We start from the raw sequence: 23471 nt of genomic DNA on the forward strand, positions 1-23471 counted from the left end.
CCGATATGCCACGAACCGACGACGACACCTGGGATCTGGCGAGCAGCGTGGGGGCCACCGCGACCGGCGTCGCGGTGGGACGGGCGTTGGCCAGCCGGGGTGCCAGCCCGCTGATCAACGACCCGTTCGCCGAACCGTTGGTCCGCGCGGTGGGGGTGGACTTTTTCACCCGATTGGCCAGCGGCGAGCTCAATCCGGCCGAGGTCGACGACAACGGCGAGTTCGGCATGCAGCGGATGCGCGACATGATGGCCGTGCGGACACGCTTTTTCGACGACTTCTTCGTCGAGGCGGCCAACAGCGGGATCCGGCAGGCGGTGATTCTGGCGTCGGGCCTCGACGCCCGCGCCTACCGGCTGCCCTGGCCGGCCGGAACCGTCGTGTACGAAATCGATCAGCCCCGGGTCATCGAGTTCAAGACAAAGACGCTGACCGATCTGGGCGCCGCCCCCACCGCCGACCGGCGCTCGGTGGCTGTCGACCTGCGCCACGATTGGCCGACCGCGTTGCGCGGCGCCGGTTTGGATTCCACCGAGCCGACGGCGTGGAGCGCCGAGGGATTGCTGCCGTTCCTGCCGCCCGAAGCCCAGGACCGACTGCTGGACAACATCACTGCGCTCAGCGCCGCGGGAAGCCGGTTGGCCACCGAGAACCTGCCGGACGCCGCACGGTCCGTGCCGATGATGGCCGAGCGGATGCGGGAGGTGGTCGAACGCTGGCGCGCACACGGGCTCGACGTCGAGATGACGGATCTGTGGTACGAGGGCGACCGCAGCGACGTGGTCGACTACCTCAGGGGCCACGGCTGGGAAGCCGCCGTCACAAGCGCAACCGATCTGTTTGCCGCTCACGGGCTTTCGGTCGAGCCGGACGACGACAACGACGCGGCGATGTTCGGCTCGCTGGGCTACGTCACTGCTGTGCGGAGCTGACGAGCGACGCACGCTTTCATGGCGATGCGACCGAAAGTCCTTGCGAGCCAGCGACATTCGCCATTCGTCGGTCGTAGGTGACAAAAGCGACCAGCTCATCACCCAACGTCTCGGCCGTTGCCACATGGAACGCGTCGAGCGTCTTCAGGCCGCCCGGCAAGGCAGCTGCCCGATCACGAATTTCGTCGGTGACCTTGAGCTCGCTGTAGTCCCGGATAAGTCGGCTCATCAGTTTCGGAAAACTGCCCGCACGATCACAGGTGCGGACGGTTTCAACCAAGCCGAAGGTGCTCGTTGCCAGCCGCACGCCTGAGTGATCTCGTAGATATCTGCGCAAGGCCGCAACATTTGAACGTTCGAGCACGTTGGTGACGATCGCTGACGCGTCGAGATAGATCATGGATTGGCTTTGCCAGCGGGCTTACGTTTGGCCTCCAGCTCCTCCCTCAAGTCACGCTCCCAATCACTTTCGCTGTAGCGCTCCTCGAGCAGCAGTTGGAGGGGATCCGGAGCACCCTCGGGCAGCTCGATTCGGGTGAAGGTGTCCAGATCGTCTGTCGTCTTTTCCGACAGCCGAAGCGCTCCGCATGCTACGAGCTCCTCGACGCGGCTTCGCTTCTTCTCTTGCCCGGGAACCAGCCTGGCGATGACCTTGCCGTGGCGGGTGATCTCGATCGTCTCCCCCTTCTCCGCACGGGCGAACATGGCGCTCGGATTGTAGGAAAATTCGCGCACCGACACCGTCGTCATTCCACACCCAACCATTTGTGCCTACGTGTACCTACATCAGGATAGGGCCTTGATCACCAATGACGCCGCCGCGTATCGTATCGGCCTATTACGAAACGATGAGTAGCGTAATCCTGGGAAAGGATCCACCCGATGCGCAGCCGCTACGCCGGCCGACCCTTCACAACGCCCACTGCCGAGATCGCCGCCGCGCTCGAACAAGTCAGCATCCCCACGCTGCTGCTCTCGTGCGTGCACATCACCGGCAACCCGCGTTTCATCCGCGACTTCAAGCCCGCCGGGATATTCCTCAACGAGGTCCAGGGGTTCATGTCCGAGGAGGACAAGGCGCGCGCCCGCCAGGCGGCGCTGCCGGTGATCACCGACTACCGCGACCGCGGCTGTCCCGAGCCGGCGCCGCTGCCGCGCGAGCTGATCAAGGAAATGATGGACTGGGCGGTCTGCGAGACCGTGCCCGACGACTACGTCGCGCTGCTGGTCGAGGAGATGGACCTCGATGGAGTCGATCCGCGCCGGCCCGCGCCGCTGGAGCCGGACCGGGCGGCGCACGTTCCCGTCGTCGTCATCGGCTGCGGTGAGTCGGGCATCCTGGCCGGAATCCGGCTGAAGCAGGCCAACATTCCGTTCACGATCGTCGAGAAGAACGACGGTCCCGGCGGAACCTGGTGGGAAAACACCTATCCGGGTGCACGCGTCGACGTCGCGAATCACTTCTACTGCTACAGCTTCGAACCCAGCAACAACTGGACGCACTACTTCGCCGAACAACCCGAACTGCAGGAGTACTTCACCGGCCTGATCGACAAACATGGGCTGGGCGAGCACATCCGGTGGCGCACCGAGGTGACCGACGCGACGTGGGACGACCACGACGGCACGTGGAGCGTCACCGCGCGCACACCCGGCGGCGAGACCACCACGATGCGGGCGCGCGCGGTCATTTCTGCGGTCGGGCAGCTGAACCGGCCCTATATCCCAGACTTCGACGGCGCCGACACGTTTCGCGGACCGTCGTTTCACTCCGCGGCCTGGGACCACTCGGTGGACCTGACCGGCAAGCGGGTCGCGTTGATCGGCGCCGGCGCCAGCGGTTTTCAGATCGCGCCCGCCGTCGCCGAGGACGTCGCGCAGCTGACCGTCTTCCAGCGCACCGCCCAGTGGATGTTCCCGAACCCGATGTATCACGAGTCGGTCGGCGACGGCGTGCGCTGGGCGATGGACCACCTGCCGTTCTACGGGCGCTGGTACCGATTCCTGGTGTTGTGGCCCGGCGCGGACAAAGGCCTCGACGCCGCGCGGGTCGATCCCGCATACCCCGACCAGGACTATGCGGTCAGCGAGATGAACGCCGCCGCCAGGCTGATGTTCACCGATTGGATCACCAATCAGGTTGACGGGGACTCCGATCTGCTGGCGAAGGTGCTGCCGGACTATCCGGCCACGGGGAAACGGACCCTGCAGGACAATGGCACCTGGCTGCGGACGCTGCGCCGCCACAACGTCGAGTTGGTGCGCACACCCATCCAGCAGATCACTCCGAGCGGAGTCGTCACCACCGACGGCGTCAGCTACGACGCCGATGTCATCGTGTACGCCACCGGTTTTCGGCACACCGACGTGCTGTGGCCGATGACGATCACCGGCCGCGACGGCATCGACTTGCGCAGCCGTTGGGGGCAACGCCCCTACGCGTACCTGGGCATCACCGTGCCCGGATTCCCCAACTTCTTTCTCATCTACGGGCCGGGCGCGCACCTGGCGCACGGCGGGAGCCTGATCTTCAACTCCGAACTGCAGATGCGCTACATCAACAGCTGCCTGAAAGAGTTGGCGGACAAGAACCTTCATTCCGTCGAGCCGACGCCCGAGGCGGCCGCCGCGTGGCATCGACGCACCCAGACCGAGATCAAGAAGATGGTGTGGTCACACCCGGCGGTCAAGCACTCCTACTTCAAAAACGCCGACGGCGAGATTCACACGGTCAGCCCGTGGCGGCTCAACGAATACTGGTCGGCGGTCCGTGAACCCGACTGGTCCCAGTTCGTCATCCGGAAAGGATCAATGTGAGTGGAGTAGTGATAACCGGTGCCGCCTCGGGCATCGGGCGGGCGTGTGCCGAGGCGCTGGTTGCCGACGGGCGGCGAGTGGCCCTGTGGGACATCGCCCCAGCGGTACAGGAGGTTGCCGCCGATCTCGGGCTGCCTGGTGCCGTCGTCGATGTCAGCGACGACGCGGCGCTGGCCGATGCGGTCGCGGCCGCCGCCGATGCGCTCGACGGGATCGACGGCCTGGTGCACGCCGCTGGCCGGGTGCTGGCCGAGCCGGTGGGCGCCTATACGGCCGAGTCGTGGGATGCCGTCCTGGACGTGAACCTGCGGGCGCAGGCGATGCTGGTGCAGCTGCTCTTGCCGCACCTGGAAACCTCTGCGCGCGAGGGCCGTTCGCCGGCGGTGGTTGGCATCTCGAGCATCGAAGGGTTGACCGCCAACCCGTTCATCCCGGCCTACTGCGCGTCCAAGGCCGGCCTGCTCGGGCTGACTCGGTCGATGGCCGCGCAGCTCGGCCCGGCAGGCATTCGGGTCAACGCCGTGTGTCCGGGTTTCATCCACACGCCGATGCTGCAGGTGGCGCTCGACGTCGAGGAAGTCCGCGCCGGTTTCGTGCAGGCCGCGCCGTTGGGGCGCATCGGTCAGCCCGCCGAAGTCGCCGCGGCGGTGGCGTTTTTGATGTCGGAGCGCGCGTCGTTCATCACCGGCACTCACCTCGTCGTCGACGGAGGCGTCACTTGCCGGCATCCCTGAGTTGTGCTGTCCGGGCCATCGGGTAGAAGCACAGCCCGATGAAGATCGCCGCGAAATGCCCGATCGCGGTGAAGTTTACATGGATGATCAGCGGCACCGTGAAGACGAGGATCAGTATCGCCAGGTAGCCCCACCGCCACGGCTTGGCGATGTGGTAGGCCAGCACCGCCATCGCTGCGACCATGAAGTAGCTGACCCCGATATCGCGGGCACGCACCAGCTTCTCGGGCTCCAGGTGATGCTGGATGGCCAGGTACAGCAGCCCTTCGCTGATATACGTCGCGCCGATGTGCGCCGTCAAACCCACAGTCAGCCAACGCAGTTGGCCGAGCCAGCGTTCGGCCGGCGCGAGAAACAGGGTAAACAGCACCAGGTAAGGCGTCCAGTAGCGGCCGTCGATCCACAGCAGGCTGGCGAAGAGCACTTCCAGGGGATCGCGGCCCAAGTGGTAGAGGTTGGTCGAGCCGTGCACGAGCACGGTGTGCAGCTCACGCCTGGACAGATGGTGCTGGATGATCGTGGTGATCAGCAGAACGGTCAGCCATAGGTAGGTCAGCGGTGCCGTGCTGACCCAGCGCCACACGGCGGCCAACCAGGCTTTGAGTCCCATTCCACCGCGGCCCAGAAGCTAGGGCTGTGATACTCGCCGAATTACGACCCTGCCTGCTGTCTCGCGCATCTGGCTCGGTTTACTCGACGGTGACGGACTTGGCCAGGTTGCGCGGTTTGTCGACGTCGTATCCGCGGGCCTGCGCCACCGAGGCGGCGAACACCTGCAGCGGGATGGTCGACAACAGCGGCTGGAAAAGCGTTGACACAGCGGGGATTTCGATCAGGTGATCGGCGTAGGGCCGCACCGTGTCGTCGCCCTCCTCGGCAATCACGATGGTGATCGCGCCCCGGGTCTGGATCTCGCGGATATTGGACAGCAGCTTGGCGTGCAGCGTGGCCGAGTTCTTGGGTGAGGGCATCACCACGATCACCGGCAGGCCGTCCTCGATCAGCGCGATCGGCCCGTGCTTGAGCTCGCCGGCGGCGAAACCCTCGGCGTGCATGTACGCAAGTTCCTTGAGTTTCAGGGCACCCTCCAGCGCCACCGGGTAGCCGACGTGGCGACCCAAGAACAGCACCGTCTGCGACTGCGCGAACCGGTAGGCCAATTCGGCTACCGGCTTCATGCCGGTGAGCACCCGAGCCACCAGGTCAGGCATGGATTCCAGTTCGCGGTACTCGCGTTCGACCTCGTCGGGGTATTTGGTGCCGCGGGCCTGCGCAAGCGCCAGCCCGACAAGGTAATTGGCGGCGATCTGCGCCAGGAACGTCTTCGTCGACGCCACCCCGATCTCCGGTCCGGCGCGGGTGTAGAGCACTGCGTCGCATTCGCGGGGAATCTGCGAGCCGTTGGTGTTGCAGATGGCGAGTACCTTGGCCTTCTGCTCCTTGGCGTGCCGGACCGCTTCGAGAGTGTCGGCGGTCTCACCGGACTGCGAGATGGCGACGACGAGCGTACTGCGGTCCAAAACCGGGTCGCGGTAACGAAATTCGCTGGCCAGCTCCACCTCGACCGGCAGCCGGGTCCAGTGCTCGATCGCGTACTTGGCCAGCAGCCCGGAGTGATAGGCGGTTCCGCAGGCCACCACGAAGACCTTGTCGACCTCGCGCAACTCCTGGTCGGAGAGCCGCTGCTCGTCAAGCACGATCCGGCCGTCGACGAAGTGCCCGAGCAGCGTGTCGGACACGGCGGCGGGCTGCTCGGCGATCTCCTTGAGCATGAAGTACTCGTAGCCGCCCTTCTCGGCGGCGGCCAGGTCCCAGTCGATGTGAAACTCGCGATATTCGACGTCGGGGTTGCCGTCGAAATCGGTGATCCGATAGCCATCGGCGGTGATCACCACCGCCTGGTCCTGGCCCAGTTCGATGGCGTCGCGGGTGTGCGGGATGAACGCGGCCACGTCGGAGCCGATGAACATCTCCCCGTCGCCGATCCCGACCACCAGCGGCGTGGAGCGGCGGGCGGCCACGATGGTGCCGGGCTCGTCGGCGTTGGCGAAGACCAGGGTGAAGTGACCCTCGAGTCGGCGCAGCACGGACAACACCGACGCCGGGAAGTCGCCGACCGTGTCGCCGTGCCGATATGCCTGGGCCACCAGGTGCACCGCGACCTCGGTGTCGGTGTCGCTGGCGAACTCCACCCCGGCGGCCTCCAGTTCGTGACGCAGGGTCGCGAAGTTCTCGATGATGCCGTTGTGGACGACGGCGATCTTGCCGGCCGCGTCGCGGTGCGGATGCGCGTTGCGGTCGGTGGGCCGGCCGTGGGTGGCCCACCGGGTGTGCCCGAGACCGGTGCCGCCGGCGAGCGCGGCCGGGTCGGCCTCCTCGAGGGCGTGCTCGAGGTTGGCCAGCCGGCCGGCACGCCGGCGGACGGTGAGCTTGCCGGCCCCGTCGACCAGCGCGATGCCCGCCGAGTCGTAGCCTCGGTATTCCATCCGTCGCAGCGCCTCGACGACCACCTCGCAGGCAGACCGCTGCCCGACATAGCCGACGATTCCGCACATAGCTGACCAGGGTAGTGCAGCCGGTCCCGACGGGTGCTAAACGCGCTGATCAGTGGCATACAGCCAGTACAGTCGCGATATGTCCGGCCACACCATCAACGGGATCCCCCGCGTCGACCCGCGGGCACCCCGCGCAGCGTGGAAACGCGCCATGCTGGCCCTGGTGGCGACCAAGCCCGGCGCTGCGATACACCGCGCGCTCGCCGCCCCGCTGGACGCGCCGCTCATGCGGCTCACCCGCGGGCGCGTAAGCCTCGCCGCGGGCGCCATGCCGCTGGTGGTCTTGACGTCGACCGGCGCCCGCAGCGGCCAGCGGCGCGAGACACCGCTCGGCTATTTCACCGACGGCGACGACGTCATCTTGGTTGCGTCCAACTACGGCGACACCCGGCATCCGGCCTGGTACCACAACCTGCTCGCCCATCCGGAATGCGAATTGCATGTCGGCGAGCACGGCGGGCGGTTCGTGGCGCGCGAGGCGACGGGCGCCGACCGCGATCGGCTGTTCGACCTGGCGGTGAATTTCTACCCCGGCTACGCCAAGTATGCGGAGCGCACCGACGGCGTTCGCACGATTCGGCTGATGCGGCTGACGCCGGCCGGCTAGGCGAAGGACCGCTGATCCGGATGCGGAATGGCGCGAACCTCAAGTTGCGGGATGGCGTCGAAATCGTCGGGATTGCAGGTGTACAAAGCGACACCGTGGGCGATAGCGGTGGCAGCAATCAGGGCGTCGTAAGCGCGGGCCGCCGGCTTACGTCCGGAGGCACGCAGCGACGCGGCCACTACGGCGAATGCCCGGGCCGCCGCCTCATCAAAAGGGAGTACGTCGAAATCCGATTCGGCCTGCTGCAGACGGGCCTGTCGGGCAATGCGTTCTTCCTCGGTCTGCGCCACATGCGGCCCTACCGATAATTCCGCCAGCGTGATGGCGCTGATAACCGCTTCTTCCGGCAGCACCCTCGGATCGGTGATTCGCCCTAGCAGGATCACCACCGACGTGTCGAGCATGCCCATCGACGCCGGCTCGCCCATCACAGCGACGAATCGATGACGGCGTCCATGTCCCGTCGCAGCGCTTCGGGATCGACGGTCGGCAACCGCTTCCAGCGCTCGATCAGTTCATCGGGACGCGCACTGCGACGCGGCAGGGGCCGCAACTCCGCGACGGGACGCCCATCCCGGGTCACGATCACACGCTCTCCGCGCTCCACCCGGTCCAGGACGTCTCCCCCTTTGTTGCGCAGTTCTCGCACGGTCACCGATCTCATAAACAAACGGTATCACCGGTGAGACGCACGCGCCTCGCGCGTCCAGACATTCGGGCGATTCACTGCAACGGTGCGCTACCGTCAACGCGTGCCCGGCGTCAAAAAACTTTTCACCACCCTGACCAGGCGTGGCCCGCACCGGGTACTGCGCGGCGATCTCGCCTTTGCCGGCCTGCCCGGGGTGGTGTATACCCCCGAGGCGGGGCTCAATCTGCCGGGCATCGCCTTCGGCCACGACTGGCTCGCCGGCGTCGAGCGCTACTTTGGTCTGCTCGAGCATCTGGCGTCGTGGGGCATCGTGGCCGCAGCCCCCGACACCGAGAAGGGACTGGCGCCCTCGGTGCTGAACCTCGCCTACGACCTGGGCACCGCGCTCGACATCGCCGCGGGCGTGCGGCTCGGTCCGGGCAAGATCAGCGTGCATCCCGGCAAGCTCGGGCTGGCAGGTCATGGGTTCGGCGGCTCGGCCGCGGTGTTCGCGGCGGCCGGGATGCCGGCCAAACCCAAAGTCGTCGCGGCGATCTTCCCGGCGGTGACCAAACCGCCTGCGGAGCAGCCGGCGGCGTCATTGCGGGTTCCCGGAGTGGTGTTCAGCGCCCCTGGTGACGCTAAGTCGTTGCATTCCAACGCTATTCAGCTCGCCCAGGTTTGGGATGCGGCGACGCTACGGGTGGCGAGCAAGTCCAAGCCCGGCGGCCTGATCGAAGGGCGGCGGTTGACGACGGTGTTCGGGTTGCCCGGCGCAGATCGCAAGACGCAAAAGGCGGTGCGCGCGCTGCTGACCGGATATCTGCTGTATTCACTCGCCGGCGACAAGACGTATCGCGAGTTCGCCGACCCGGAGGTTCAGTTGCCCCACACCGAGACAGTGAAACAGGAGCCGGTTGCTCTCGAGGAGAAAGTCGTCGCGCTGCTGAAGGGCTGAGGTTACCAACCAACCGGTTGGGTGCTATAAAGTCACGATGCGAATCGGCATCATGCTTGACTACTCGGGCGGTTTCCGTGAAGGCGTCGACCGGGTGATCGAATTGGAAAAGACCGGCATCGACGTCGTCGTAGTGGCCGAGGCATATTCGTACGACGCGGTCAGTCAGTTGGGTTATCTGGCGGCCAAGACGTGCACCGTCGAATTGGCCTCCGGGGTATTTCCGATTTACACGCGTACCCCTTCGCTGCTGGCGATGACGGCCGCGGGTCTGGACTTCGTGTCCAACGGCCGGTTCCGACTGGGCATCGGCACGTCGGGACCACAAGTCATCGAGGGCTTTCACGGCGTCCCGTTCGACGCCCCACTGGGCCGTACCCGCGAGGTGGTCGACATCTGTCGGCAGGTGTGGCGGCGCGATCGAGTCACCCACAGCGGCAAGCACTATCAGGTTCCGCTGCCCGCCGACCGGGGGACCGGGTTGGGCAAGGCGCTGAAAATCATCAATCACCCGGTGCGCGAACGGATCCCGATATCGATCGCCGCACTGGGCCCGATGAACGTCGAGCTCACCGCCGAGATTGCCGAGGGTTGGCAGCCGGTGTTCTTTTATCCGGAGAAGGCACGGTCGGTGTGGGGTGAGGCGCTGGACGCCGGTCTCGCCAAACGGAATCCGGAGCTGGGGCCGTTGGACGTGATGGTCGGCGCATCGCTGGCCATCGGCGACGACGTCGAGGACCGGCTGGCGTGGGTCAAACCGCAGCTTGCGCTGTACATCGGCGGGATGGGCGCCAAGAGCCGCAACTTCTACCACAACCTGGCAACCCGATACGGATTCGGCGAAATCGCCAACCGCATTCAGGATCTCTATCTTTCGGGCCGCAAGAACGAGGCCATCGCCGCAGTCCCCGACGAATTAGTGCGCCAGGTTTCGCTGATCGGGCCGCGCGGATTCGTCGCCGAGCGGGTGGCGGCCTTCGCCGAGGCCGGGGTGACGACGCTGTTGGCGACGCCGGCGTCCACCGACCGGGCTGAGTCCGTGCATTATGTCGAGGAACTGAAGAGCTTGTTGTCCTAGGGCGGCGACGGCTTACTGTCCCGCCTGCGGCAGTTCGTCCGCGGCGATCTCGCAGGGAGTCGATCCCTCCGGCGGTGCGGCTGGCGGCTGCTCGGCGGGCGGCGGCGCGGGGGGGGGGGGTTCGGCGGGCGGCGGCCCGTCTACTGGCGGCGGTTCGGCGGGCGGCATAGCTGCGTCTTCAGCGAGTTCCCCTGTAGCCGAGGGGTTTTCGTCCGAAACGGTCGTGTCGGCGTCGACGTTGTCGTCTTCTGCGCCGGCCTCGTCTTCGTCGGGATCGCTGGCCTCGTCGTCGGGCTCCTCCTCGAGCGGATCGTCGGCGTCCAGCGGGTCGTCTAACGGCGGGTCCTCGGATGCCGACGAATCGCCAAGCCCGTCGGCAAGCGAACCCAACAGGCCGCCAATTCCATCGACAATCGCGCCGACTACACCGCCAACACCGCTGCCCAGACCGCCGAGGCCTCCCAGACTGCCTGCACCACTGGATATTCCGGCGGCATCGCCCAGTGGAGCCGCCAGGTCGGAGAGCGGCGACGCCGCCGATGGTGTGACTGGCTCGTCGAGCGGCGGCGGTGGCAGCGGAGTCGGCATGGCGGCGGGGACGGTATTGATAGGCGGCGCTGGCGCCACAGACATGGCTGCGGGCACGGCGTCGGCCGCCAACGCCGCCGGCTCGTCGAGCGGCCGCGACTCAAGGCCGCCCGGGATTTCGAAGCACGCCTCCGGCGCGGCCGCCAGCGCGTCGACAACTGCGTCGTACGCGGCGGCCACCGACGCGGTGGCGGCGCGCATCAGGATCAGCCAGTCGCTGCTAATGTCGTTGTCCACGTAGGGAATTACCTGCTCACGGACCAGATCCTCGGCGGATCGGTCGGTCGGCCCAGTCGTGACGGTGTGCGAGGCGGCCAGCCATGCCGGGCGCTGCGCCGAACTGCGATCGTCGACGCCGATCGCCGTCGCGGCCTTACCGTCGACCGCCTGCCACAGCTTGTCCCGCAGCGCGCCACAGCCGTCGGCCGCCGCCCGGACGCGTGCGGCCACCGCGCTCGCGGCGTCACAGTGACGACGCAGGAACTGCATCGCCGCGTCGGCTCCCGACCCGTGCCACACGGCGCCGAGCTCGGCGATCTGCGCGCGCTGCCGCGCCAGCGCCTCCTCGGTCGCATTGGCCGCCGCCCCCAACGCGGCGCAATCACCCTCGAGCACATGAAGATTCAGGCCGTCCTCGGTGTCATACCAGTCGAACACCTGCGCGCCGTGGGAGGTCAGGTCCGGATGCTGGTAACCCAGCGCGCGGCAGGCGCTCACATACGTTTGCGCGTGGTCGACGGCCGCTCGGCCCTCGGCCAGCCGCACCGCAACATCCAACCGCGGGGCCACCCGGTCACCCGATCCGGGCCGCGCCGCGCAGATCAGCGTCGGCGTAGCGATCGGCGCCGGCCTGCAGCGCGGCGGCGATCTCGACGCACGCCCGCTCCCACTGCGACAGCTCCCCGGTCAGGCGGTTGAGCGCGGCCTGCAGTGCGTCGCCGCGGGCGACGTGTGCCCGCCCGGCCACCGCCCCGCCGAATGCCAGGCTGGCCAACCGCGAACGGGCCGCGCCGGCGATGAATTCCGCGGAGTCGTCGATCCGGCCGGCGATCGCTCGCACCGCCGCAACGTCGATCCGGGTGGCATCTGCTTGTCCCATACCGGTTTGGACGTGCCGCGCCCAGCCGGGGTTCCGTCGTCAGCGCCCGGCGCGCACCGACTCCGCGATGCATGTCGCCAGCCTGCGCGCGGTGTCCTCTTCGGCCGCTTCCACCATCACCCGAATCAACTGTTCGGTTCCGGAGGGCCGCAACAGGATTCGACCGGTGTCGCCCAACTCGGCCTCGGCTTGCTGGACCGCGGCCCGAACCGCGGGCGCCGCGACCGCCGCGGATTTGTCGGCCACCTCGACGTTGATCAGCACCTGCGGCAGCGTGCGCATCGCCGACGCCAGGCCGGCCAGCGTCGAACCGGTCTGCGCCATCCGCGACATCAGCCGCAACCCGGTGAGGATTCCGTCGCCGGTGCTGGCCAGCGCGGGCAGCACGATGTGGCCGGACTGTTCGCCGCCCAGGGTGTAGCCGCCGACCCGCAGTTCTTCCAGCACGTAGCGGTCGCCGACTCCGGTGGTGCGGACGGTGATCCCCGCGGAGCGCATCGCCAGGTGCAGGCCGAGGTTGCTCATCACGGTGGCGACCAGCGTGTTGCCGGCCAGTTCACCGGCGTCGCGCATCGCCAGCGCCAGCACCACCATGATGTGGTCGCCGTCGACAACCTCGCCGGAGGCGTCGATGGCCAGGCACCGGTCGGCGTCCCCGTCGTGCGCCAGACCCAGGTCAGCGCCGTGCGCGAGCACCGCCGTGCGCAGCGAATCCAGGTGGGTCGAGCCGCAGCCCTCGTTGATGTTGAGCCCGTTGGGTTCGGCGTTGATCGCGATGACACGGGCGCCGGCAGCCCGATAGGCACGCGGCGCCGCAACCGACGCCGCGCCGTGGGCGCAGTCGACGACGACGGTCAGTCCGTCGAGCCGGTCCGTGCTGGCCTTGCCCAGCTGGCGCAGGTAGCGGTCCAGCGCGTCCTCGGCGTCGACGACGCGGCCGATTCCCGCTCCGACAACGCGCAGTCCCGGCCCAGCAGCGACCAGCTCCTCGATCTGGTCTTCGGTGGCATCGTCGAGCTTGTGGCCGCCCGGCCCGAAGATCTTGATCCCGTTGTCGGGCATCGGGTTGTGCGACGCGGAGATCATCACGCCGAAGTCGGCGTCGTAGGCACTGGTCAGGTAGGCCACCGCGGGCGTCGGCAACACCCCGACCCGCAGCGCGTCCACACCCTCGCTGGTCAGCCCGGCGATCACCGCGGCTTCCAGCATCTCGCCGCTGGCGCGGGGATCGCGGCCGACGACGGCAACCGGCCGGTGCGGGACGCCAGGGCGGGCCAGCTGCCGGGCCGCCGCGCCGCCCAGGGCGAGCGCGAGCTCGGCGGTCAGCTCACGATTGGCGACCCCGCGGACGCCGTCGGTGCCGAACAGTCGACCCATAGCCATCCTTTATCCGCCGCGAGCGTGCGTGTCCCCGGTCCGACACGCCAGCCAGGAACCGTTTTTGCGCACGCTCGCGGCCAGGAAAGTGATACCCGATCAGCGCTTGCTGTACTGCGGCGCCTTACGGGCCTTCTTCAGGCCGTACTTCTTGCGCTCGGTGGCCCGCGGGTCACGGGTCAGGAAGCCGGCCTTCTTCAGCGCGGGCCGGTCCTCGGGCGTGACCAGGATCAGCGCCCGCGCGATGGCCAGCCGCAGCGCCCCGGCCTGGCCCGACGGGCCACCGCCGTTGAGGTGGGCGTAGATGTCGAAGCTGTCGACCCGGTCGACGGTGACCAGCGGGGCCTTGATGAGCTGCTGGTGCACCTTGTTGGGGAAGTAGTCCTCCAGGCTGCGCCCGTCGAGGTCGAACTTGCCTGTGCCCGGGACCAGCCGCACCCGCACCACGGCCTCTTTACGGCGCCCGACGGTCTGGATGGGACGCTCGATCACGAAGGAGTCTGCGCGGGTGGCCGACGCCTCCGACGCGCTCTCGGCAGCCACGGTTTCGTTCTCTACCGCTTCTGTCATTGCGTCACCTGCTTGATCTCGAACGGAACCGGCTGCTGAGCGGTGTGCGGATGCTCCGGGCCGGCGTAGACGCGCAGCTTGCGCTTGATCTGACGGCCCAGCTTGTTCTTGGGCAGCATCCCGACGATCGCTTTTTCCACGACGCGGTCGGGGTGGCGTTGCATCATGTCACCGATCGTGCGGCTGCGCAGACCGCCGGGATAACCCGAGTGGCGGTAAGCCAGCTTGTTCTGCAGCTTGTCGCCGCTGATGGCGACCTTGTCGGCGTTGACGATGATGACGAAGTCGCCACCGTCGACGTTCGGGGTGAATGTCGGCTTGTGCTTCCCGCGCAGCAGGTTCGCTGCCGCGACGGCAAGCCGGCCGAGCACCACGTCCGTGGCGTCGATGACGTACCACGACCGCGTGGTGTCACCCGCCTTCGGCGTGTATGTAGGCACAGCGCTTACCTAACTTTCTCTCGGGTTGGATCCCGGTGCGACCCGGGTGCCGGTCAGGCGTCGACGGCAGGGGATGGTCTCGGCGACCGACATTGACCCGAGCCCCGGCGTACCGTACGCCAACGGTGCAGCTTACCGGCGGGCATCCGCGCAGGTCAAAACGGCGGTCAGCAAGCTCGACCGTTGGTTTTTTTGTGCTCCTTACTGCGCTGGGGCGGTGTTAGCCTGCTAAACGTGGCCGCGGAGAAGTTCGAAGTCAATACCGAACACCTGATTGCAGGTGGTGACTTTTGCCGCTATGCCGCCGATTCGGCCCGAGAAGCGGCAGAACACCTCGCCAGCGCAGACTTGGCACCGGGGATCTTTGGTGATTTCGCTGAAGCGCATCAGGTTCACGGCAAACTCAGGGCTGCTCATCAACAGCATCACACCCAGCTGCAGGGCCATCACGCGACGTTGACTGGAGTGTCGGCCAAAGCGGACAAGGCGGCACAGGTTTTCACGGCCACTGACGAGTCGGCAGCCGACGGCATCAACTCGGCCGGCGAGCGATTCTAGCGGGCCGCAGTGGGGGCACCACCGGCTCTGAGCAACCTCGATATCGGCGAATTGTGTGGGGCGGCCGGCGGTAATCCGTGGAAACTCGACGACGAATTACAGGCCGGCGATCCGCAGGCGATCAATAAGCTCGCCGATGCTTTTCACCAAGCCGGCAACCGCGTCAAAGAAGCCGACGACGACTTCGACAAGGCCAAGCAGAAATTCAACGCGGCCTATACCCGCAACCAGGGCGAGCACCCCATCAACGAGTCGGCCGAAGTCCAGCAGGCCACCACCGCGCTAGCCGGACACAAGGAAGCACTGCCGCGAATCGCCGCCAGCTTGGAGCAGACCGCCGCCTCACTGGCGACAGCGCAGCGCCAAAGCGACGCCGCCCTCGGGCAGGCCGATTCCGCGCTGCATGAGCTCGACAATCAGCTGTCGGCCGCCAAAGCCAACGATCAAGACACCGGCGTACTGCACGAACAGGCCGTCGGCGTGGTCAAATCGGCGCTGGGACAGGTTAACTCGGCCCGCAGCGCCTACGTCACCGACTTGCATGCCGCCGAAACCGCGATGTCGGGTGCAGGCTACGTGCCTGAGTCGCTGGGCAACCTCGACGCCCTGCCCGGCGACGACGCCGCCAAGGCTGCCACCCAATACGACAAGTCAGGTCAGCGTGCGCGCGATCAGGCCATGGTGGACAAGGCCAAAGCCGAGGGCCGGACCCACTACATGGCCAACGACGCGGGCCGGCCGGGAAACATGACCGCCGAGGAGGCGGCCGCGGCACAGCGGCTCAAAGACTATGCAGCCATCACTGACCCAAACAGTCGCTTCGGACCTGGTTTCGACCCACATCAAGCTGCCCAAGCCCGCCGCCTGGCGGGGGAACGCCTCGGCGACTACAACACATCGAAAGTGGTCGGACCGCTCACGCGAGATCCAGTCTTTGGTGTCGATGCTCGTACTCGGGCGCAAGCCAGGCTTCAGCTCCAGCATGATCTCGAACAGGGCCAACTCCCGTGGTCACGGCAATTCATGACACCGGACCAAGCAACTCAGGTCATAGACCAAATGGAAGCGACGGATCGCGCGACTGCGGTCGCCAAGTTCCAAGAGGCACTCCAGAAAGGCGGCATGTCACCTCCGGCTGCGGCCGCTGTCGCCGAAGACATGGCGCATGGAGAAATCCCGAAAGAACTTGTCGCAGGTGCCTCGTCAGTCGGTAAGGGACTCGACGGAGGCAAAGAAGGGTTCACGCATTGGGCCGAAGCAATGCCCACCGATGATTTCCTAAGCACAGCACGCTTCTCTGCCGAAGACGTGGAAGCATTCAAAAGAATCGGCGGGCGTATCGGAGCTGCCGGTAGCTTGCTGGAAGCAGGAATAGGACTCTACGAGATATTTGGCGAGGGTAAGCCGGCCGGGGAGGTAGTCGCAAAGTCTGCCGGCGGCATGGCTGGAGCGTACGCTTTGGGTGGACTTGGAGCTGAGGGAGGTTTTTTGGTCGCGGGCCCGCCAGGGGCCTTTGCGGGTGCACTCATCTTCGGGACCGCTGGAGCATTCCTCGGGGAAGACGCTGGCGAGAAAGTTTTCAAATGGTTCAAAGAATAGCGGATGCCGAGCTCAATACGGTGAATATTGTTTATGTAGCCGCGCAGCCAACGCTCCACAATCCGCGCACACTCGCGTTTTTCGTTGCGACGCTGCTGTGTTTGACTGCCGCCGCCTTTCCACTTTGGACAAAACGAGATCGTAGCTGGCAAAGACGAGTCTTTTGGGCAAGCATCGGGATAGCCAGTCTAAGCGCCTTTCTGGCTTCGCTGCCCGATTGGAAACTCGGCAGTGGCATGGTGCTATTCGTCGGCGGCTGCGCGATAATCGGTGCGTATTTTAATACTCCCTACATAAAAATCCGCGGAAGAATATACGCCTTTTATACACAAGACAGCCGAGCTGATTCATCGCGAGACAGAACGGTCCGGTCAGCAGATAAGAAAGCGGATTACAGCCCACCGCGTGATTCCTACAGTGGGTTGGCAAGCGCGAAAAAATTCTGGTGGCTTATGGTTGTTGGGATCGCAATTTGCGTGTTTAATGTGGTTACTATCGACGTGAACAAGCCGTGGGTCGGTATATTGGCTGCGGCCGTAATCGTGTTAATTGCCAGCTACTTCGGCTACGGTGATGCAAGCTCAGGGTACCCAATCGCGCGAGGGCAGCGCTTGCAGTTTGTCATCATCTCAGCCATCACCGCAGGAGCTTTCACCCTTCTATACTTCGCGGCATATCAAGCGGGAAAACGCTGGCCGCTGGGACGCGAGCAATCTATGGCGCACGGAACACAACCGCGTCACCAAAAAGGTATGCCTGAGGCAGCTCGAGGCCATGATCTCATGGGGCAAGACTAAACCTCTGGTCCATATCGTTGCGCGGATACCGTGACATCGCGAGTAACCCAAGTCCTTCTCGGCGTGATATGGACCGTGAGTGGCGCTTTAATGGTTTTGAATCCGCCACCGGAAGGCTACCGCGCGTCTCGGAGGTTGCCCTTCGTCGGCGTTATCGCAGTGGTCGTTGGAATCTATTTCGCCGTCAAGGCGCTCCGCCCTGATGAAGTTCCAGATAGCGGCCAGCCGCCACGACATGCCAGCGGAGAAGAAACGAGTGTGCGCGATGCGATCAAGTTGATCCTGTCCCTGCTGGTCGGCGCGGCGCCGCCTGTCTGTGGTGGGGGATCAACTCAGGACTGCTCTCGATCCTCGGACTGGGCCTCGCGATCTTTGGCATGTCGGTTCTCGGAATACCAGCCGCGGTACCCGTCCTGAAATGGTTGCTGCGCCGGGCGAATCGCTGAGACGCCGCATAACTGCGCGGTCCCGTCGTCTCTCCCCTCCGACGGGACCGCGCAGAGTCTTTGCTACCGGGCCCAGATCCCGGCCGCCCGGTGGTCGGCGTCGGCGACATCGTCGGCGCCGTCGCGGACGGCATTACCCAGCCCGGTCAGGATTTCGTTGAGCGCGGTGGCCGCCTGGTGCCATTTGAGCTGCTCGACGCGGTAGGCGGCGGCGGCTTCGCGAGTCCACAGCTCCTGCAGCGGCGCTACCTGCGCTCTCAGCTCCTGCAGCGAGGCGTTGAAGCGGGCCGACGTGGCCTGGATCTCCTGGCGCACCGAGTATTCGATTTCGGCGAAGTTGTACGACAGCACTGGGTCCATGGGTCACAGGCTCCCGCCGGCCGCGGCGATGCGGTGCGCATGGTCGTCGGCTGCTTCCCGCAATGCAGTCTCGTTGTAGCGAATCGTCTCGGCGATGGCGTGCAGCGCGTGGTGCAGTTTCATCGACTCGGCGTTCCACCGATCCACCACTTCTTTGAAGCGGGCGGCCGCAGCCCCACCCCATACCGACGCCGGCACACTGCTCATGCGCCCGATGAACGCCTGCAGCATCGCCCGGATCTCCTCGTTGCGGGTATCCATGGTCGCCGCAACGGAACGCATCAGGTCCAGATCGGCGCTCAGTGTGTTGGTCACATTGGTAGGACTGTGATGGGCTTCGTTCGGTTCCACTACTTCACCTCATGCGCGGACCGCACAGCCATGTCGCACACGTCGCGGATGGCGTCGTCGTCGCCGCGGCGGTTCTGACAGCCGATGGCGATCCGGACGGCAGGGTCGAGAACCACGCTCCATCGGATGTCGTGGTCGGCACGCACCTCGCGATAGGTCACCGCCGGGCGTCCGGCGCTGACCCCGGCCGGGTTGAAGTCGACGAAGACACCGGGCGGCTCCGCGTCGATCGCACGTTTCAACGATTCGGCGGTGACGGCCAGTGTCTCAGGGCCGACCGGCGATTGCGTCACATGGACCGCCAGCTGCGGATCCGACGGCGACGTCACCTGAACCCGTGCCGAGCCCGGCCCGGCGATCACCCGCTCCGTTGTCCATTCCGCCGGCACCTGCACCGCCACCCGGCCTTCGACAAGAAACGTCGTCGGCATATCCCTGGACTCCGACGGAGCGTGATGGCTGAACGCGATAAACCCAAGCGCCACCGCAATCAACGGGACCAACACGATGGACCCTCGATAGCGACGCGGGCGACGAACGACGACATCGACAGCTTGTTCGTCGCCCGGAACGGCGGATGCCGCGAGCCGCTGCAACCCAGCGTCGTCGACCTGTCGCACGGCTAGGCCGGCGGGCAATCGCTCGGCGATCATCGTCGCGACCACGCGCGCCCCGGGCACCGAGCACGGCGCGTCGATCACCACCGTGGCAGCGCTGTTGCTTGTCATGCCGGCGACGACGCGTGCGACGGCCTCGGCCACCCGCTGCGGTTCCCCACGGCGCGGTTCGGCCCGCACCACAGCGCCGATGACCACCACCAACCGCTGGGCGATTTCCACGACAACCGTTGGCAGTGGCGAACTCCGGGCCAGCAGCCATGCCCGCGGTCGAAGTTCGACCTTGTCGGCCAGAACTTGCGCGGCGGCGGCGACTGTCGCGATCCGCGTCTGCGTCCACCATGACGGGTGGACGACGACCGCGCGTTCAGCGCGCTCGCAGAGCAGCGACTGCAGGACCGTGCGCCACAGCGACTCGACGGCGACCGGGCGCTCGTCGACCAACGCGACGGGGTCGTCGATACCTTCCAGGGCGGCCGCACCGCTGTCACCAGATACTGTTCTGCCGCAACATAATTGGCGTACCGTACCCGGACCGGACTCGATCATGCATATGCTCACGGCGGCGGGCTCCAGGCGACCTGCACCACTTGGTTACCGTCACCGCGAGTGATCAGGGTGCCGCGACCCGGCGGCAACGAACAGGGCCGGACCGACCCGATCAGCGGCCCCTCGTCCGGGCTTGCGCTCATCATCAGCCCCACGCAGCCGGAGTCGCGCAACTCGGCGAGCAGCGGGTCGAACAGCGCACGGGCGGCGCCGCCGCTTCGCCGGGCCACTACCAGGTGCAGGCCGAGATCCCTGGCGTGCGGCAGGTATTCGAGAATCGGTGTCAGCGGATTGGCAGCGCCGGCGGTGACCAGGTCGTAGTCGTCGACCACGACGTAGATGTCCGGTCCTGACCACCAGGATCTGTTGCGCAGCTGGGTCTGCGTGACGTGTGGTGACGGCATCCGGCTGTGCAGCACGCCGAGCAATCCCGGCAGCAGTTCGCCGAATGCTGCCGCCGACATCGCGTAGCCGCCGAGATGAGCGGACTCGACGACACCGAGCAGCGTGCGCCGGAAATCGACGATGAACAACTGCGCCTGCGACGGCACCGCTGTCCGCACGATTTCACGGCAGAGGGTCCGCAAGGTGGCGGTCTTCCCGCATTCGATGTCGCCGAAGATCAGCAGGTGGGTGTCCCTGTCGAAATCGACGGTGACCGGCGCGAGTTGGCGTTCTTCTAGCCCCAGCACGATCTGGTTGCCCAGCTCGTGGTCTGCCAGCTCGACCCGGGTGGGCAGCAGCGGGATCGCGGGTGCGCTCGTTGCACCGCGACGGCCTATCTCCGCCCTGGGCAGCGCGATCACCATGTGCTGTCCGTCGCGGGACAGACCTCGACCCGGCCAACCCTCGGGAACCTGCCATGCACGACGGCGGTCCAGTTCCGAATCGGCCGGATCGCCCAGCCGCAACTCGATGCGGGTGCCGATCTGGTCCTTGAGCGCCGGCCGCAGCTCGGCCCACCGAGAAGCCGACACTACCACATGGATGCCGAACGAAAGCCCTTGGGCGGCAAGGGCGGTGACCTGTCCTTGGTGGTCGCTGGGCAGGCCGGCCCAGCCGTCGACCACCAGGAACACATCGTCACCGAAGCGGTCGTGATGCCGCGCCCCGAACTGGCGAAAGCCGCCCTCCCGCGACGTCAGGAGCGACTCGAGCTCGGCGATCGTGCGGCCGACCAGATCGGGCTCGGCTCTGCCGGCCACCGAGCCGACGTGCGGCAAGCGCCGCAGCGAGGTCAGCGTGCCACCGCCGAAGTCCAGGCAGTAAAACTGCACCTGGCGTGGATCATGGGTGGCCGCCAGCGCGGTCACCAGCGTGCGCAGGGCGGTCGACTTGCCCGACCGTGGTGCCCCGATCACCGCGACATTGCCGGCCGATCCCGCCAACTCGACGGTCAGCGGTGTGCGACGCTGTTCGAACGGGCGGTCGACGATGCCGATGGGGACGGTCAATATACCGCTGGAGAAGTCGCGCAGCACGGCGTCGAGCGCCGGAGCCGCATCAAGCGGGGGCAGCCACACCTCATGAGCTCGCGGGCCGAGCCCGGACATCCGGTCCACGACCGTCTGCAAGACGGTGCGCCGGTTGGCCGGGCTGATCTCGTTGGCCGACTGGGTGACCCGGCCCACCGGCGTCGCGGTGAACCGCCGAACCGGTGCCTTCCCGTGGCTCGATGCGACTCTTCCCGCCGCGGGCCGGGCGGTGAGCATGCACGGCCCGGAGACGTATGCGCTATGGAAACGAATCGGCTCACCGGTGGCGGCGCGGAGGTATCCCGCTCCCGGGGTATTGGGCAGCTCGTAGGCGTCGGAGGTTCCCAACACGATGCGCGACTCGTTGGCGGACAGTGTTTTCAGACATATCCGGTAGGACAGATGGGACTCCAGCCCACGCAGCCTGCCCTCGTCCAGGCGCTGGCTGGCCAGCAGCAGATGCATCCCCAGTGACCGGCCGAGCCGGCCGATCGCGACGAACACCTCGGCGAAATCCGGGTGCTGGCTGAGCAGCTCGGAGAACTCGTCGACGATGATGAACAGCGTGGGCAACGGGGTGCCCGCGTGCCGCGCACTCTGGTATGCCGTGATGTTGTCGAGATTGCCAGCCGCCCTGAGCAATTCCTGACGGCGGTTCATCTCACCGGTCAGCGCCTCGCGCATCCGGGCGACCAGTGCTGCTTCATCGGACAGGTTGGTGATGACGGCCGCGACGTGCGGGCTCTTTTCCAGACCGAGAAAGGTTGCGCCGCCTTTGAAGTCCACCAGGACCAAGTTGAGCACTTCGGGTGAGTGGCTGACCATCATGCCCAGGGCAATGGTGCGCAGCAGCTCGGATTTTCCCGACCCGGTGGCTCCCACGCACAGCCCGTGCGGGCCCATGCCGTTTTCGGCGGCCTCCTTGATGTCGAGTTCCAGCGGGGTGCCGGCGGTAGTCGTGCCGATCGGGACCCGTAGCTGATCACGCCGAGACCGGCTGCTCCACCACACCGACGGCGCAAACGCGGGCAGGTCGTCGATGCCCAGCAGCTGCTGCCACGGCCGGGTGTCGCCGGCCGCGGCGTCGGGTTCCTCGGTGTGGTAGGCGGCCATCCGCTGCGCGCACGCGAGGGCGGCGGCGTGATCCATTCGGTCCGGCCGCGCGATCAGGTCATCGCCGATAGTCACCTGTTGCGCGCCAACCCGAAGCCGTGTACCCGCCGAGATGTCGCAACCGCCGCCTGCCTGCAGGACGGCCAGCCCGATAACCCCACCGCCGTCGACGACGGCCACCACGTGTGGCGGCACCGGATGATCGAGCCACAGCCCGGCAACTGCTTCCTCGGCTGCATGCAGCGTCGGATACACCATCCGGGCCGGGCCGACGTCGTCGGCGGCTTTCGGATGTTGGTGGTGCGGCAGCCATTTCAGCCAGTCCCAATGAGCTCGTTCGCGATCGTCGATCGCGCCGACGAGCGACAACCGGGCTGGGCTGTGCATGACCGCGAGTTGGCAGATCATCGCGCGCAGCAGTCCCCGCGCGCACGTCCCGTCGCCGGCGACCGTCACCACGCCCACCTCGCGCAGGTCGAGCGTGACAGGCACGTCCCGGATTGTCTGGTGCGCCTGCAGGAAGCGGCGCAACGCGGTCACGGTGACCGGATCCGAGCGGCTGGCCGTAGGCAGCTGGGGAGGCACCAGGCGAGTGGCGAGTTCCCGGTCGCCGATTCCGATGCGCACACAACAGAAGTCGGGGTCGGTCGGTCGCCGCTCCCACATCCGGCTGCCGCCGAGAAGCGTCCACAGCGCTTCAGGCTCCGGATGGCACCAGTTCAACGCCGCACGTTGTGCGGCAGCGGCTTTCACCACAGTGCCACGCAGGCCGGCGAGATAGTCGAGATAGTCCGTGCGGTCGCCATCGAGGTCGGCGCGCCACCGGTCGCGGCCGGCGATCGCGGCCGCCACCGCCGAGATCAGCATCATCAGCGGAAACGCCACGAACACCGGGCTGCGCGCGATACCGGACCGGAAGTAGAAGGCCACCGCCATCATCGCGAGAGTGGCGCCCGCCATCGCGACCGGCAACAGCCGGCTCACCAAGCCGGCCTGCCCTGCCCGCGCAAGCTGCGGCGGAGCGGCGACCGCGATGTCGGCGGTGTCGAACACCGGCGGTGGCCGCCGTGGCGCCGGCCTGAACCCCGTGGTTGCGGAACCGCTGTCCATGCCGGCCTCCCCCGCCGATCGATTGCACGCTAAGCACCACCGTGATCGCGCGCAAGTCAGCTGTGGATTGGCGTCTGCGCGCCACCGTCGGCCGCGGTTAGCGTGCCCAC

The 23471-nt window shown here is 66.6% G+C and carries 24 protein-coding genes; 9 read left to right on the forward strand and 15 right to left on the reverse strand.

The features are described from left to right. Positions 1 to 5: 5 nt before the first annotated feature. Positions 6 to 932, forward strand: a complete 927-nt coding sequence (locus AWB95_RS08560) for a class I SAM-dependent methyltransferase (protein WP_085168008.1) — start codon at positions 6 to 8, stop codon at positions 930 to 932. 16 nt (positions 933 to 948) lie between these two features. Here AWB95_RS08560 and AWB95_RS08565 read toward each other — a convergent pair whose 3' ends face one another. After that, positions 949 to 1332, reverse strand: a complete 384-nt coding sequence (locus tag AWB95_RS08565; RefSeq protein ID WP_062538972.1) for a type II toxin-antitoxin system VapC family toxin — start codon at positions 1330 to 1332, stop codon at positions 949 to 951. Beyond that, the gene (locus AWB95_RS08570) at positions 1329 to 1682 is read right to left on the reverse strand and encodes a type II toxin-antitoxin system Phd/YefM family antitoxin (RefSeq protein ID WP_084706966.1); all 354 of its coding nucleotides are present in this window, start codon (positions 1680 to 1682) and stop codon (positions 1329 to 1331) included. The genes AWB95_RS08565 and AWB95_RS08570 overlap by 4 nt, the downstream gene beginning before the upstream one ends. Before the next feature lie 132 nt (positions 1683 to 1814). Between AWB95_RS08570 and AWB95_RS08575 the strand changes: the two genes are divergently transcribed. Both AWB95_RS08575 and AWB95_RS08580 read left to right on the forward strand, forming a co-directional pair. Continuing rightward, positions 1815 to 3749 carry a flavin-containing monooxygenase gene (locus AWB95_RS08575; protein ID WP_062538973.1) on the forward strand — a complete coding sequence of 645 codons (1935 nt, stop codon included), beginning with the start codon at positions 1815 to 1817 and terminating at the stop codon, positions 3747 to 3749. Beyond that, positions 3746 to 4483: an SDR family NAD(P)-dependent oxidoreductase gene (locus AWB95_RS08580; RefSeq protein ID WP_062538974.1), complete on the forward strand. Its 738-nt coding sequence runs from the start codon at positions 3746 to 3748 to the stop codon at positions 4481 to 4483. The genes AWB95_RS08575 and AWB95_RS08580 overlap by 4 nt, the downstream gene beginning before the upstream one ends. On the opposite strand, the gene AWB95_RS08585 is transcribed toward AWB95_RS08580, so the two are convergent. Both AWB95_RS08585 and glmS read right to left on the reverse strand, forming a co-directional pair. Further along, positions 4464 to 5093 carry a rhomboid-like protein gene (locus tag AWB95_RS08585; protein ID WP_062538975.1) on the reverse strand — a complete coding sequence of 210 codons (630 nt, stop codon included), beginning with the start codon at positions 5091 to 5093 and terminating at the stop codon, positions 4464 to 4466. The two genes, AWB95_RS08580 and AWB95_RS08585, sit on opposite strands and share 20 nt — an antisense overlap. 79 nt (positions 5094 to 5172) lie before the next feature. Further along, positions 5173 to 7038, reverse strand: coding sequence for a glutamine--fructose-6-phosphate transaminase (isomerizing) (gene glmS, locus AWB95_RS08590; protein WP_085168010.1), 1866 nt, complete (start codon positions 7036 to 7038; stop codon positions 5173 to 5175). A gap of 79 nt (positions 7039 to 7117) precedes the next feature. Between glmS and AWB95_RS08595 the strand changes: the two genes are divergently transcribed. After that, positions 7118 to 7645 (forward strand): nitroreductase/quinone reductase family protein, encoded by a 528-nt coding sequence (locus AWB95_RS08595; protein ID WP_062540594.1) that lies wholly within the window; start codon positions 7118 to 7120, stop codon positions 7643 to 7645. Here AWB95_RS08595 and AWB95_RS08600 read toward each other — a convergent pair. Then, positions 7642 to 8073 (reverse strand): type II toxin-antitoxin system VapC family toxin, encoded by a 432-nt coding sequence (locus AWB95_RS08600; protein WP_198157804.1) that lies wholly within the window; start codon positions 8071 to 8073, stop codon positions 7642 to 7644. The two genes, AWB95_RS08595 and AWB95_RS08600, sit on opposite strands and share 4 nt — an antisense overlap. Beyond that, on the reverse strand, positions 8073 to 8309 hold the full coding sequence (locus tag AWB95_RS08605) for a type II toxin-antitoxin system Phd/YefM family antitoxin (protein ID WP_180276025.1): 237 nt from the start codon (positions 8307 to 8309) through the stop codon (positions 8073 to 8075). The genes AWB95_RS08600 and AWB95_RS08605 overlap by 1 nt, the downstream gene beginning before the upstream one ends. An 88-nt stretch (positions 8310 to 8397) precedes the next feature. Between AWB95_RS08605 and AWB95_RS08610 the strand changes: the two genes are divergently transcribed. Both AWB95_RS08610 and AWB95_RS08615 read left to right on the forward strand, forming a co-directional pair. Beyond that, positions 8398 to 9234 carry a dienelactone hydrolase family protein gene (locus AWB95_RS08610; protein ID WP_062540593.1) on the forward strand — a complete coding sequence of 279 codons (837 nt, stop codon included), beginning with the start codon at positions 8398 to 8400 and terminating at the stop codon, positions 9232 to 9234. A gap of 37 nt (positions 9235 to 9271) precedes the next feature. After that, the gene (locus AWB95_RS08615) at positions 9272 to 10312 is read left to right on the forward strand and encodes an LLM class F420-dependent oxidoreductase (RefSeq protein ID WP_062540592.1); all 1041 of its coding nucleotides are present in this window, start codon (positions 9272 to 9274) and stop codon (positions 10310 to 10312) included. Positions 10313 to 10324: 12 nt separating this feature from the next. Here AWB95_RS08615 and AWB95_RS08620 read toward each other — a convergent pair whose 3' ends face one another. The 5 genes from AWB95_RS08620 to rplM all read right to left on the reverse strand — a co-directional run bounded on the left by AWB95_RS08620 (position 10325) and on the right by rplM (position 14386). Then, on the reverse strand, positions 10325 to 11689 hold the full coding sequence (locus AWB95_RS08620) for a hypothetical protein (protein WP_085168012.1): 1365 nt from the start codon (positions 11687 to 11689) through the stop codon (positions 10325 to 10327). 4 nt (positions 11690 to 11693) lie between these two features. Continuing rightward, entirely contained in the window at positions 11694 to 11999 is a 306-nt protein-coding gene (locus AWB95_RS08625; protein ID WP_085168014.1) for a DUF7162 family protein, read from the reverse strand. Positions 12000 to 12038: 39 nt separating this feature from the next. Further along, on the reverse strand, positions 12039 to 13376 hold the full coding sequence (gene glmM / locus AWB95_RS08630) for a phosphoglucosamine mutase (RefSeq protein WP_085168016.1): 1338 nt from the start codon (positions 13374 to 13376) through the stop codon (positions 12039 to 12041). Positions 13377 to 13475: 99 nt separating this feature from the next. After that, complete coding sequence (rpsI, locus tag AWB95_RS08635) at positions 13476 to 13946, reverse strand: 30S ribosomal protein S9 (RefSeq protein WP_062540947.1); 471 nt, start codon at positions 13944 to 13946, stop codon at positions 13476 to 13478. After that, the gene (rplM, locus tag AWB95_RS08640; protein ID WP_062540948.1) at positions 13943 to 14386 is read right to left on the reverse strand and encodes a 50S ribosomal protein L13; all 444 of its coding nucleotides are present in this window, start codon (positions 14384 to 14386) and stop codon (positions 13943 to 13945) included. The genes rpsI and rplM overlap by 4 nt, the downstream gene beginning before the upstream one ends. A gap of 234 nt (positions 14387 to 14620) precedes the next feature. On the opposite strand from rplM, the gene AWB95_RS08645 reads away from it, so the two are divergent. The 3 genes from AWB95_RS08645 to AWB95_RS08655 are packed head-to-tail and all read left to right on the forward strand — an operon-like array spanning position 14621 to position 17340. Continuing rightward, a complete protein-coding gene (locus tag AWB95_RS08645; RefSeq protein ID WP_169714651.1) occupies positions 14621 to 14944 on the forward strand; it encodes a DUF2563 family protein in 324 nt (107 codons plus the stop codon). A gap of 9 nt (positions 14945 to 14953) precedes the next feature. After that, positions 14954 to 16543, forward strand: coding sequence for a putative alpha/beta hydrolase (locus tag AWB95_RS08650; RefSeq protein ID WP_062540950.1), 1590 nt, complete (start codon positions 14954 to 14956; stop codon positions 16541 to 16543). Then, entirely contained in the window at positions 16528 to 17340 is an 813-nt protein-coding gene (locus tag AWB95_RS08655) for a hypothetical protein (protein ID WP_232315722.1), read from the forward strand. The genes AWB95_RS08650 and AWB95_RS08655 overlap by 16 nt, the downstream gene beginning before the upstream one ends. A 509-nt stretch (positions 17341 to 17849) precedes the next feature. On the opposite strand, the gene AWB95_RS08660 is transcribed toward AWB95_RS08655, so the two are convergent. Genes AWB95_RS08660 through eccCa form a run of 4 tightly spaced genes read right to left on the reverse strand, consistent with a single transcriptional unit; the run spans position 17850 to position 23361 of the window. Beyond that, positions 17850 to 18146, reverse strand: a complete 297-nt coding sequence (locus tag AWB95_RS08660; RefSeq protein ID WP_062540951.1) for a WXG100 family type VII secretion target — start codon at positions 18144 to 18146, stop codon at positions 17850 to 17852. Between the two features lie 3 nt (positions 18147 to 18149). Continuing rightward, the gene (locus AWB95_RS08665) at positions 18150 to 18461 is read right to left on the reverse strand and encodes a WXG100 family type VII secretion target (RefSeq protein WP_269745755.1); all 312 of its coding nucleotides are present in this window, start codon (positions 18459 to 18461) and stop codon (positions 18150 to 18152) included. A 35-nt stretch (positions 18462 to 18496) separates the two neighbouring features. Continuing rightward, positions 18497 to 19663, reverse strand: coding sequence for a type VII secretion-associated protein (locus tag AWB95_RS08670; RefSeq protein WP_062540952.1), 1167 nt, complete (start codon positions 19661 to 19663; stop codon positions 18497 to 18499). Positions 19664 to 19671: 8 nt separating this feature from the next. Continuing rightward, positions 19672 to 23361, reverse strand: a complete 3690-nt coding sequence (eccCa, locus tag AWB95_RS08675; RefSeq protein WP_084707220.1) for a type VII secretion protein EccCa — start codon at positions 23359 to 23361, stop codon at positions 19672 to 19674. Positions 23362 to 23471 lie beyond the last annotated feature (110 nt).

Origin of the sequence: Mycobacterium celatum, from assembly GCF_002101595.1 — a bacterium.
Classification (GTDB): Bacteria; Actinomycetota; Actinomycetes; order Mycobacteriales; family Mycobacteriaceae; genus Mycobacterium; species Mycobacterium celatum.